This window comes from Chitinophaga sp. 9-1-y, assembly GCF_059511905.2.
Window position 1 is genome coordinate 5,029,226 of the sequence record NZ_CM197955.1, and the last position, 12,267, is coordinate 5,041,492.

Annotated in this window: 11 protein-coding genes; 10 read left to right on the forward strand and 1 reads right to left on the reverse strand. The window is 46.3% G+C overall.

Features of this window, described 5'->3' with window-relative positions; genetic code table 11:
* Positions 1-150 precede the first annotated feature (150 nt).
* The 6 genes from AC5ZC7_RS19750 (at position 151) to hisG (ending at position 4,944) form a co-directional block, all read left to right on the forward strand.
* Positions 151-627, forward strand: a complete 477-nt coding sequence (locus AC5ZC7_RS19750; RefSeq protein ID WP_496157174.1) for a globin domain-containing protein — start codon at positions 151-153, stop codon at positions 625-627.
* A gap of 274 nt (positions 628-901) precedes the next feature.
* The gene (locus tag AC5ZC7_RS19755; protein WP_511911258.1) at positions 902-2,335 is read left to right on the forward strand and encodes a hypothetical protein; all 1,434 of its coding nucleotides are present in this window, start codon (positions 902-904) and stop codon (positions 2,333-2,335) included.
* A 10-nt stretch (positions 2,336-2,345) separates the two neighbouring features.
* Positions 2,346-3,410, forward strand: a complete 1,065-nt coding sequence (locus AC5ZC7_RS19760) for a phosphoribosylaminoimidazolesuccinocarboxamide synthase (RefSeq protein WP_496157172.1) — start codon at positions 2,346-2,348, stop codon at positions 3,408-3,410.
* A 30-nt stretch (positions 3,411-3,440) separates the two neighbouring features.
* Positions 3,441-3,764 carry a hypothetical protein gene (locus tag AC5ZC7_RS19765; protein WP_496157171.1) on the forward strand — a complete coding sequence of 108 codons (324 nt, stop codon included), beginning with the start codon at positions 3,441-3,443 and terminating at the stop codon, positions 3,762-3,764.
* Entirely contained in the window at positions 3,724-4,293 is a 570-nt protein-coding gene (locus AC5ZC7_RS19770; RefSeq protein WP_496157170.1) for a P-loop nucleotide/nucleoside kinase family protein, read from the forward strand. The genes AC5ZC7_RS19765 and AC5ZC7_RS19770 overlap by 41 nt, the downstream gene beginning before the upstream one ends.
* 3 nt (positions 4,294-4,296) lie before the next feature.
* On the forward strand, positions 4,297-4,944 hold the full coding sequence (gene hisG / locus AC5ZC7_RS19775) for an ATP phosphoribosyltransferase (protein ID WP_496157169.1): 648 nt from the start codon (positions 4,297-4,299) through the stop codon (positions 4,942-4,944).
* Here the strand turns inward: hisG and AC5ZC7_RS19780 are convergent.
* A complete protein-coding gene (locus AC5ZC7_RS19780) occupies positions 4,941-6,107 on the reverse strand; it encodes an acyltransferase family protein (RefSeq protein ID WP_496157168.1) in 1,167 nt (388 codons plus the stop codon). The genes hisG and AC5ZC7_RS19780 overlap by 4 nt on opposite strands.
* A gap of 153 nt (positions 6,108-6,260) precedes the next feature.
* Between AC5ZC7_RS19780 and AC5ZC7_RS19785 the strand changes: the two genes are divergently transcribed.
* The 4 genes from AC5ZC7_RS19785 (at position 6,261) to AC5ZC7_RS19800 (ending at position 12,267) form a co-directional block, all read left to right on the forward strand.
* Entirely contained in the window at positions 6,261-6,632 is a 372-nt protein-coding gene (locus AC5ZC7_RS19785; protein WP_496157167.1) for a DUF1801 domain-containing protein, read from the forward strand.
* A gap of 325 nt (positions 6,633-6,957) precedes the next feature.
* Positions 6,958-7,509, forward strand: coding sequence for an RNA polymerase sigma-70 factor (locus AC5ZC7_RS19790; protein ID WP_496157166.1), 552 nt, complete (start codon positions 6,958-6,960; stop codon positions 7,507-7,509).
* 81 nt (positions 7,510-7,590) lie between these two features.
* The gene (locus AC5ZC7_RS19795; protein ID WP_496157165.1) at positions 7,591-8,637 is read left to right on the forward strand and encodes a FecR domain-containing protein; all 1,047 of its coding nucleotides are present in this window, start codon (positions 7,591-7,593) and stop codon (positions 8,635-8,637) included.
* A gap of 240 nt (positions 8,638-8,877) precedes the next feature.
* Positions 8,878-12,267 (forward strand): SusC/RagA family TonB-linked outer membrane protein, encoded by a 3,390-nt coding sequence (locus tag AC5ZC7_RS19800; protein ID WP_496157164.1) that lies wholly within the window; start codon positions 8,878-8,880, stop codon positions 12,265-12,267.

The following is a 12,267-nucleotide window of genomic DNA, read 5'->3' on the forward strand; positions in this document are numbered from 1 at the left end:
CCATCACGATCCCGAAAAATACGCAAGATTATTCAACGAATGCAAACTTATTTGATAATTGGCGTTACCCTTTTGTTAAGTAGCTGGCACCTACTTTTTGGTAAGTCCTTGGTGTTCATTTTTAACCTTTCTAGCTTTACTAAAAAAGAGATGACCAACAAACCCGTACCCACTTTATACGAATGGGCCGGCGGTATGCCGGTATTTGAACAACTGATCCGTAAATTTTACGATAAAGTAGTATTGGACGATTTAATCGGACCTATATTTAAGCATATGTCGCCCACCCATCAACTGCATGTAGCGCACTTCATCGCAGAAGTATTTGGCGGACCGAAATTGTACAGTAACGGCGAAGGCTCCCATGCTGCCATGATTCAAAAGCACCTGGGCAAACATCTTAAAGAAGCACATCGCCAAAGGTGGGTACAACTACTCCTCGTCACCGCCGATGAAATGGACCTGCCCGCAGATCCTGAGTTCCGCTCCGCTTTTGTCGCCTATATTGAATGGGGTACCCGTATTGCAGTGATCAACTCCAATGAAACAACGCTTCCCATTAATCCCGATGAGCCGATGCCTAAATGGGGATGGGGAGAACCCGGCGGACCCTATCAGGCGGGATAACTGAAGCCCGATAGCATTTAGCTGGCAACGGCTAAATGCTAAACTTTTTTTATTGCTGGAAATTGCATAACTTTAAATACATCGCTATAAAAGCGATCACTTGTTAATGACTATTGATTGAATACCTCAAAGTGATTTGAACAACCCCATAGACCGGAATTTTTAATTTATGAGAATTGATCGCCTCCCTCCAGGCAATAAAAAGTATCTTTTCCCATAAAGCGCTCTATCAAACCAGGCATTATCAGCAACATTCAGGCGTTACTATCTCATCTTGTTAGCTTTGAAAGATCAGCTGTTTATACCACCACCGGTGGATATGACCCCGTTCCGCAACATATTTAAACGTAAATATGCCGGCTGCCGCATAGTCACTATGCCGCCAGGATGGCGGGAAAAAGAAGAAAGCGATTTCACCTTTGTCCTTTTCCACGAAGAACTGGACGAACGCGAACTGCGTAATTTTTTCACGATAGCCACTGCACAACAACTGGTCAACCCACGCCCGGTAAGCCGTCAGCTACTGGAGCTGTCATCCCTGTTCCATCCACTTTTTTTTGAACGCTTTGTCCAGGAAACAAACACCGCTCCTGCTGATGAAACATACACCCGCTTTATTCAATCACTACATACATTTCATCCACTGCTACCCGTAGACCACAATACAGGCATGGGTAGTAACCGGTACTACCTGCAATCGCTCCTGTTCCTGGCAGGTTGTACCCTCAGCGCCGCCATTATACAAAACCGTTTCACAGAAGCTACTATACAAAGTAAGCTGGACCGGCTCTGGCAAATATCCGCTTATCTCGAATCACTGGAGATAACGATCATCAGCAAAGAAGAACTGCAACAATTTGTGCTGCATTATGGCTATGCTATGGACCTGTCTTCCTTCGACCGCATCAGTGCCATCAAAAAAATGTACGGCCGGCTGCTCACCGCTTTAAGCGACGGTGTAACCACTACACCGTTGCTGGTAACAGAAAGTCCGCTCAACGCCGCCCAGCAATCACGGTTTGGCTTTGCCAATCAACTGCGGGATACGTTATCAGACAACCTCCTCGCCATCTTTGTATACGGCTCTTCCGTTACCAGTGAAACCTTCGCTGACTATGACGTGATCCTGTACGTGAAATCATCCGATACCGCACTGCGCACACTCAGTGGAAAAAACCCTTCCTACCAGGGGGTAGATATCAATATCAGCGTGTATGATGAAACTGATTTCTACGGATGCCAGTCGCTGTCCGGCGACAACCTCAATCAGCATGTACTCTGTTTATACGGACAGGCGACCATACCCGTGAAACCAGCGTATGACCTGCTATACCGCAACTTTAGCTTTGGCTATGTACGTATGCGGCAACTGCTGGGAATGGCCGGATTCCTCGCTAAAGAAGGCACCCATTTCGGACTGGAAGGGAAAGCAAATCTTTACCAATATTTTATTAAGATACCCATGCATATCACCAAAGGTATGCGGGCAGCGATGCAGGTGCCCAATAACAAGGAACTGATCAACGCCTGGACTACATCCACCCTTCACTACGCGATAGAAGACCAGGTAGCACTCTGTGAAAACGGGCGACCCTGGGAAGCGATCGCCAACGCATATGCCGCTACCCTAAAACTATTGTACATATTGAACAATACCTGGCACGCCTTCGACTATACCGACTGGGACTTGCCCGAATTTTTACGATAAACAATAAAGTATGAATCATATAACGCCCACAGGAATCATCAACGAATGTCACACAATGCCGGGTGACCCCGTAGCCGCCGCTATCCGGCAACTACAGGAGCTGGAATTCCCTGTAACGCTTACAACGCTGCCACTGGCAGATCCCTCCCGCCAATATCTTATACTGACCCATACTCCAGATACTCACGGCGACGTACCTACGCTGATGATACAACACGGCGAACCAGCCGAAAGCATCCTGGAACGTATCCTCCAGAAATTGCCCTTCCACTTTGAACAATTGCCGTTGCTGGTGGAAGGAGAAAGCAAAATTATTAAGTACTGGACACCCCGGGTAGTGATAGAAAAATTTAAACCTACCGTATACTCGTATACCCATAACCGTTATGGACTGGCAGATGGTACCGACGACATCCGGATCAGGTTCACCACTGCCGTTTACCGGAAGATGGTACAGGACGGCAAAAACCGGGCTTACGCCCCGGCCAGCGCCTTCCTGGCGGAAATAGAAAACGAACAGGGCTTGTTCATTGTACAATTATTAGTAGATACCTGCAACGTGGAAACCAGGATTAAAAGGTATCATATCGGCTCCCCCGTACACCGGTATCGCTATACCGATAAATACCCGTCGACCCTTCCCGGTGAGCTGCCGGTGACCAGGTGGACCCGCTTTGAAGTACCCATCGTATGCTTCGACTGGCGTCACCCACTCTCTGATGAAAACAATAACCGGCTGGCGGATGAACCCATTTCCGATGACTATGCCGCACTCTGGATACAAGACCTTCCGTTCGCTAAAAAAATGGCGCTGGAAACATTCCTATGGCTGGAAGAAATGTTCTGTCAATCCGGTATCACCCTCATTGATATGTGCATTTTTATTGATCGCAGCGGCAAATTGATTTATGGTGAAATCAGCCCGGATTGCATGCGCATCCGCTGGAACAGCCTCCATCCGGAACAAGCCGAATCAATGGACAAAGACCTTTGGAGAAAAGGTGCCGCACCGGAGAAGTTATATGAAAATTATGAAAAAGCTTATTCCTCCATGTTTCAGATAAACCATGACTAACCGCTTATTCATCTTACAAAAATAAAAACAATGGCTACTTCATTTAAAGAAAACCTCAGCAGCAGAACCATTTCCCCTGCCGGCATGATCACCCTCCCTCCTGCCGCCCGTCATCTGCTCAAGTTTGAGAAAGGTCAGGGAAAGCGTATAGGCTTTTCCGTAGAAAAAGATAAAGTAGTGCTGTACTCAACGGCAACGGATAAACGCCCCTTCAAAGAAGTATCCGCCCGCGGATTAATGAAATTAAACCAGGCAGCAGGCACCCTTCTTAAAAACGGTCATAAAGGCGCCGGCAAATACCAGGTAAAACTGGATGAAAAAGACGGCAGCGTTGGGCTATATCCTCATCACTAATAAACCTATGGATATACAACAACGCCCTCTGATACTGGCAATAGACGGACACGACGGCGCCGGCAAAACCACCATGGCCACCTTACTGGCAAAAGCCACCGGGGGAACTTACCTCCGCCCTTTTGGCGGAAAAACAGGCGCCGCCCTCATTGAACACGCCGCAAAAAAAGAGTACCAACAGGTAGCCGATCTCGGCAAAGCTGCCATTCAGCAACTGTTGATGGAGCATAACCAGGAAGTACTCATCTTCGACCGGCACTGGATGACTATTTTTACCCTCATCCCGGCAAGCTATTACCAGGACTGGCTACCGGTGCCGCCTACCACCCTTTGTTATGCAGGCATTAGCACTACTTTACAACGACTGGCCACCAGGACGGAAGAAACATTCGATGTAACCTATCATACCGGCTACATGGCCCAATACCTCAGTTTAGGAAAAACATATGGCGCCAATATCCTCAGAACCGATCACTATAGCCAGGAAGTATGCCTGGCTAAATTGCTCTCCTGGGCCAATAATATATAACACATGCAACTGCCACTAACTGACATCTCTCCCCTTCACACACACCCTCTCCGGATAGCCATCGGGAAAGGCAGAGGATTTACCGAATCGGTATCCTTAATAGAGATGCCGGATACCCCGGCGTTTAACAGCTTCATAAAAGGAGACATCCCCGCATTTCACAATCCAATCCGTAATATCACGTTGGTGACTGTACGTAGCCGCGACCTCTGCTGGATGTTGGAACAAAGGCATATTGATGTAGCCATAGGCAGCAGCATCTGGTTCCGGGAATACGGATTGGCTGCCCTCAGCTGCCTGCTGCCTTTACCGATGCAACAATGCCGCCTTTCGCTGATAGCGCAGCGTGCTACCGACCTTCGGCACATCAACACTATCTGTGCGAAGTTTACCGCTGTGGCACAACAATATATCACGGCCCGCCATTTAGCCGCCCGTATCATTCCTATGGAAGGCGCGCATGAAACAGCCCTCTACCTGCATATTGCAGACGCTATTATAGATGTAATTGAAACCGGTCGTACCATCCGGCGAATGGGATTCTGTGAACTGGATACGATTACCCCTCTAAGCCATGAAATCTGGACCCGGAAAAAAGATATCACTACGCAGGAAATATTCATGAACCATTTACGACAGCCGGTATATTAAGCCCGCATCTGTTCCATCATTGTTGCTTCCTGCTTCTTTTTCCTTTGCTGCAATACCTGTTGACGGAGCCGCAAACAAGGCACCTCTACCAACTTATTCAGTATAAAAGCCGCTACTATTGCCGCCAATACACAAGCCAGCAGCATAACATTACCTTTAGGATCCAGTCCTGCTTTTTCGAAAAGTGGCTGTACCAGGTGTATCACACCTTTATGCGAGAGATATAATACGAAGGATAGTTTTGCGATCAACGCCGTAACACGACTCTTGAACCGGTATAAAAAATTACCCGGACTCACCGCACCCATTACCAATAACCCATACCCCACTGCAATAACCGGATATCCAAAGATAGACGCCCCAAAGCTTTCCTGGTCTTCACATAAAAACCAGGCGCCTGTGAGCACAAGCAATCCGGCCGCCACCACTACATGGCTATACCGGAACATCCACGCTTTTACCGACGGTAAAAAAGCAAACAGGGCAGCCCCCGCCACGCCTGCCAGTAAGCCATCCAGGCGGTTGTAGGTAGGATAATACATGTGCATGTACCAATATTTCCAGTAATCATCAGCGCCTTCATGTGGCGCAATCAGGTAATGCCAGCAATATAACCGGACCAGGAAACCTGCACCGAACAGGGCCACCAGCAGTATCCAGCTCTTCCTGGTGGCCTTCCATGCCACCAGGCCGGTGAGCACCAGCGGCAACAGTAAATAAAAATGTTCCTCTACACATAACGACCATACATGTGAAAAGGTGCCTTCACTTTTAATATCCAGTCCAAAATTTTGTGTAAACGTCAGGAACTTCCATACAGGCGCCAGATGCTCCCGTTCATGGAAAGCCGGAATGAATACGTATATGGCCAGCACCAGCAGGTAAGGCGGGATAATCCGGAAAAAACGCTTGATAAAGAATTCCGGTAAAGAGATCGCTTTCCCCTTTGCCATCTGCTCAAACAACTGCGAGGAAATCAGGAAGCCACTTAATACAAAAAATAAATCTACGCCGGTCCATCCAAAGCCTATTACATCATCTACCCACTTTGGATGGGCAAACATACGGTAATGATACAGCAACACCAGTGTGATAGCCAGCGCCCTTAAGTGATCTAAACCAAGTAACTTTTTGGAGGTGGGAAGTGTAGCTGAGTAGTTCATAAATTTTCACATACGTGGAAGCGATTTTATAAAGATAATTATAACCCGTATTTTTTTTGTTTTTTTTGTCGGGTTCAGCATGGTGTATTGTCGCGTTTACACCGCCTGCTGCTCAGCGGGAAAAGGTAAATTTGCACTACAACATCAGCTACCATGACAAACGCAACCACTACAGACGAATACATAGCGGCTTTCCCACCCGATATCCGGGAGGTGCTGGAACAGGTACGGGCTACGGTGAAAAAGGCGGCGCCTCAGGCTGAAGAATACATCGGCTATGGAATGCCTGCTTATAAACAAAACGGACCACTGGTTTACTTCGCGGCCTTCAAACAGCACATTGGATTTTATCCTATACCATCAGGACTGGAGGCTTTTAAAGCCGAGCTATCAAAATTTAAAACAGGAAAAGGTTCTGTGCAGTTTCCCCTGGACCAGCCCATGCCGCTGGCGCTCATTACTAAAATAGTGAAGTACCGGGTAAAAGAGAATGACGCGAAGCTGGCAGCGAAGAAGAAGAAATAGGTCATATGAGAATGGTACGCAGAGGTAATGAAAATCGCTGTTACCTCATTACCAGACCTTTGCAAGATTAAAATTTGGCCTTCAAACATCTCCGGAAAAAACCATCATGATAAGTATAGGTATTAAGAATTACATCTCCGGAAAATCTATTTACAAAAATCCGGTGGACTACGTTTATGCTGGCCCGTTAAAACTTCCATGATGATGGATACTGCGAATAAAAAGGTAAATCTGTCAAAATGATATCCTTATTCGGCAAAATGCTATTTGATTTATATGTATTTAGCAGGTAGATTTAGTTCAACAAATTTGATCTTCCTATTCCATGAGAGATGTATTAACGGATGTGATGAATGGTGACGAAGGGGCGTTCCGCCAATTCTATTACCATCATTTTGACCGTCTCTTTAAATTTGCCTGCTCATACCTGGAAGTCGCCGAAGAAGCAGAAGAAGTGGTGTCGGATGTTTTCCTGAATATCTGGTTAAAACGCGAACAACTAAGCCACGTACAAAATATCAATACCTACCTGTATACCGCAGTACGTAATACAGCGCTGAATTGCGTAAAAAAGAAATACTCCGTTGGCAATATGCTAAAGGACCAATACCTGCAGATTAAAACCGACATCGCCACTATTCTCCCGGATGATATCCTGATCAGCAAAGAAAACGAACAGGCCATGGAAAAGGCCGTAAATCATTTACCGCCGGTATGCAAAATGATCTTCCGCCTGGTGCGGGAAGATGGCCTTAAATACAAAGAAGTAGCCGAAATCCTCGATATTTCCGTTAATACCGTGAATGTACAAATGAGCATTGCCGTTAAAAAACTGAGCAAAAGTATCCGCCTGGAACGGAAACTGAACATCTTATAATTATCTCTCAAAAAAAACTTCCTTCCCCTTTAATAGGTCCTTTAAAAATTGTTGTCTTACTATAAGACTTAATCTTCGTACGTGGATAAATCAGCAAAAGCCTGGGAACTTTTAGCAAAAGCGCTGGCTAATGAACTGAACATAAAGGAACAACGGGAATTTGAGCAAATGCTCCTCACCGACCCAGATCTGTCAGCTACCTACCAGGTGTTGCAACAGGCGGAAGTGAATAGTGCCTTGCCTTCTGTGCCTGCCAATAACAAAGACCAACGCCTTTCCGCCATTTTTGCGCAGGCACAGCAACCTCCCGCGCGCCAGCGCTTCCAGCTCAGGCCCTGGGCCATCGCCGCGGCAGTATTTGGGGTAACCATTACCGTAGGAGCCGGCTTTTTCCTGCATCAGCAACAGAAAAGCAAGGCTGTTACCTGGACCAATATTACCACCAAACCAGGCGCACGCTACAAAATTGTACTACCAGACAGCACGGTGGTAGTACTCAATGCAGGCAGCGCTTTTTCCTATCCAAACAATTTTGAAAAGGGAAACCGCGAAGTAAAATTAACCGGCGAAGCTTATTTCGATGTCACACAGAATGCCAACGCACCGTTTATTATACATACCAATGAGGTAGATGTGAAAGTGCTGGGAACTACATTTAACCTGAAAGCTTATCCAGGTGACCACAAAACAGAAACTGCCCTGATTAGCGGAGCAGTAGAAGTTATCGTGAAAAATTCCGGCGGTAGAAAAATACGTCTGAAACCTAATGAAAAAGTAACCATATTAAAAGAACCAACGCAATCAAATGAGGAAAGTACAACAACATTGAAACCTGTAACCAACCGAAACACCGTTCTGGCGGAACAAGTCATTATTACCGGTCCCGCGGCTGAAGAAACCGCATGGATGCAAAACCGGTTGCCTTTCCGCAACGAACGCTTTGATGACCTTGCATTAAGCATAGAAAGACGTAATGATGTCAAATTCGTATTTGGTAACGAAAACGTCCGTTCATTACATTTTTCCGGAAATATCCAGGGGGAGTCATTAACCGACATACTTAAAATCTTACAACAGATCCATCCATTTGAGTACACCATTTCAGGTAAAACGGTCATTATTAATTAACCAAAAATCTACGTTTATGAAACAATCCTGCTCAAACGGGGTCACTTAATTACCAGGCTATTCCAATAAAAAACGGGGAATGCGGCCACATCCCCCGTTCGTCAAGTAAACAGGAAATCTTTACAAATAAGGATTTCAAGATTTCCTATTGTCTGAACTCAACCATCGTAAATTATGAATTTAATTTCGTACCCGGACAAATTTATTTGTCTCCGGGCTGATAAGCTGTTTATCAAAATCATGAAGCTTACACTCTTCCTTATCATTGCTTTTCTTCAGGTATCAGCCAGCGGTTACTCGCAGAAAAAACTGCGGGTCAACTTTCCCGCGGTGACTTTAGACAGCCTTATTTCCTACATGGAATCCAATTCAGGGTACCGCTTTTTTTATAACAGCGCCGACATCAATGCCGACAAAGTGCTGGAGCTGAAAATGAAAAATGCAACCGTGAAAGAAATCCTTGACCGTGTATCTTCTACCCTGCATCTCTCCTACAAAGAGCAGCGAAACCAGGTGATCATTCTCACCCAGTCTAACAGCAGGATGGCGGAAACAGCAGCAATGGAGGCGGCCATGGCCAACATTACCGTTACCGGTACTATTAAAGATTCATCAGGCGTTCCCCTCCCCGGTGTCACGGTGTTACTGGAATCCAATAAGAGTGTAGGTACTACCTCCGATATCAACGGAAAGTTTGTACTGGATGTTCCTGTAAATAGTACGCTACTGCTTTCCCTGACAGGCTATACACCTCAGAAAATAATAGTAGGTAATAAAACAGTATTCAATATTGTGATGCAGATTAACTCCACTGACCTGGACCAGGTAGTGGTAACCGCCTTTGGTAGAAAACAACGCAAAGAAGCCGTTGTAGGGTCTGTCACTACTATTTCTCCGAAAGACCTGAAAATCCCTTCCAGTAACCTCACCGCTGCCCTCGCAGGAAGGTTGGCCGGAATTATTTCTTACCAACGCAGCGGAGAACCAGGTAAAGACAATGCCCAGTTCTTCATCCGTGGTATCACTACATTTGGCGTCAACAACTCCCCGCTCATTCTCATCGATAATATAGAACTCACCACCACCGACCTCGCACGCCTGCAACCAGATGATATTGCCAGCTTCTCTATCTTGAAGGATGCCAGCGCATCTGCACTCTACGGGGCCAGGGGAGCCAATGGTGTAATCCTCGTAACTACCAAAGAAGGAAAAGAAGGAAAGCTAAAGGTAAACCTGCGCCTGGAAGATGCCATTTCCGCACCTACACAAACCGTAAAACTGGCAGATCCTATTACGTATATGCGCATGTATACACAAGCCCAGCTTACCCGCGGCGATTTAAGCGTGAAATATAGTCCTACACAAATAGACCATACCATTGCCGGCGACAACCCTTACGTATATCCGAAAGTAGACTGGCAGGATATGCTGTTTAAGAAAAACACCATGAACCAGCGCGGCAACCTGAGTATATCAGGTGGTGGCACTAAAGCGCAATACTATGTATCCGGCAGCTACAACCGCGATAATGGTATACTAAAGGTGCCCAAAGTCAGCAACTTTAATAATAATATACGACTCAACACCTACCTGCTTCGCTCTAATGTAAACATCGACGTAACACGTACCACCAAATTGGTAGTAAGACTTTACGGTACGTTCGATGAGTATAACGGGCCGATAGACGGTGGTTCCGAACTTTATCAAAGGTCACTGCAGGTAAGCCCTACGGCTTATCCCGCGTTTTATGCGCCAGATTCTGCCAACCAAATCACCCAGCATATGCTCTTTGGTAACTTTGGCAAAGGCCAGTACACCAACCCCTATGCAGACATGGTACGTGGGTATAAACAATACTCTCAGTCCCGGATGCTGGCACAACTGGAATTGACGCAAAACCTCGAAGCGATTACTCCCGGCCTCTCTTTCCGCAGCATAGGCAGTACCAACCGCTACGGCTACTTCGAAGTATCCAGGGGTTACAATCCATATTACTATAATATTGGGCAATATGATAAATTTACCAATACCTATTCACTGCAATGGCTAAACGAAGCAAACACGCCAACAGAATACCTCGGCTATAATCCTGGTTCCAGGATACTTTCCACGCAGCTGTACCTGTTGGGTGCGCTGGATTACAACCGCATCTTCAACGAAAAACATAGTCTGTCCGGAAGCATTATCGGTACAGTAGAACAACACCAGGATCCCAACTACAACGACTTACAACGATCACTCCCCAGTCGTAATACGGGGGTATCCGGGCGCGCATCCTATGGATACGACAACAAATATTTCCTGGAATTTAACTTTGGCTACAATGGCTCTGAGAAATTCTACAAAACAAAACAATTTGGTTTCTTCCCGGTAATGGGCACTTCCTGGATCGTTTCCAACGAGAAATTCTGGGAAGGATTATCTAAAACCATCACCAAAGTGAAGCTACGCGGTTCTTATGGGATGGTGGGTAATGATGCTATTGGTACGGCGGACCAACGATTCTTTTATCTATCCAATGTAAATCTTAATAACAACGACAGAGGTGCCTATTTCGGCTATAATAACCAGTTTTTCCGTCCCGGTGTTTCCATCAGTGCTTATGGCAACAACGACATCACCTGGGAAACTTCCTATGATGGTAACCTCGCCCTTGAAGTGGGCATCAAAGGTAAAGCAAACTTTATCGCAGAAATATACAACCGTAACAGGAAAAACATCCTGATGGGACGGTCTTCCACCCCTGCTTCCATGGGCTTGTCCGCCCTCACCTATGCCAACGTAGGGGCTGCGCTCACCAAGGGAATAGATCTCTCCCTCGATTATACAGAACAATTTAATTCGAAGGCATGGCTAACCGTAAGAGGTAATTTCACTTACTCTACCAGCGCCTACAAAGCCTATGAAGAACCTGCCTATGCCGAACCATATCGCTCACACCTGGGGCAATCGCTCAGACAAAACTGGGGCTTCGTCGCAGAACGCCTGTTCATCGACGATAAAGATGTACAAAATTCACCTAAACAAAACTTCGGCACCTATGGCGCAGGAGATATCAAATATGCAGATGTAAACGGCGACGGCCAGATTACTTATGCAGATGCAGTACCCATTGGCCACCCTACTGTACCAGAAATCATCTATGGATTTGGGTTCTCTGCCGGTTACGGTCAGTTCGATATTTCCGCGTTCTTCCAGGGATCTGCCCGGTCCTCCTTCTGGATAGATCCATGGTCTACGTCTCCTTTTATCAACCGGTCCAATAATGGCACCCAGGGAGAAAACGCGCTGTTAGATATCTACGCCAAAGATCACTGGTCAGAAGAGAACCGTAATATTTACGCACTGTGGCCACGTCTCTCCACCACGCCGGTTAACAACAACCTGCAAACAAGCACCTGGTTTATGTATGATGGTTCTTTTGTACGACTGAAGTCACTGGAATTCGGATATACTCTGCCCAAGCGCTTATTACAGCGCATAAAAGCAGAAAATCTGCGCGTGTATTTCAGTGGTCTTAACCTGCTCACCTTCAGTGCCTTCAAATACTGGGATCCTGAGATGGGCGGCGATGGCCTGGGATACCCGGTACAAAAGGTTTTTAATATTGGTATCAACCTAAACTTCTAA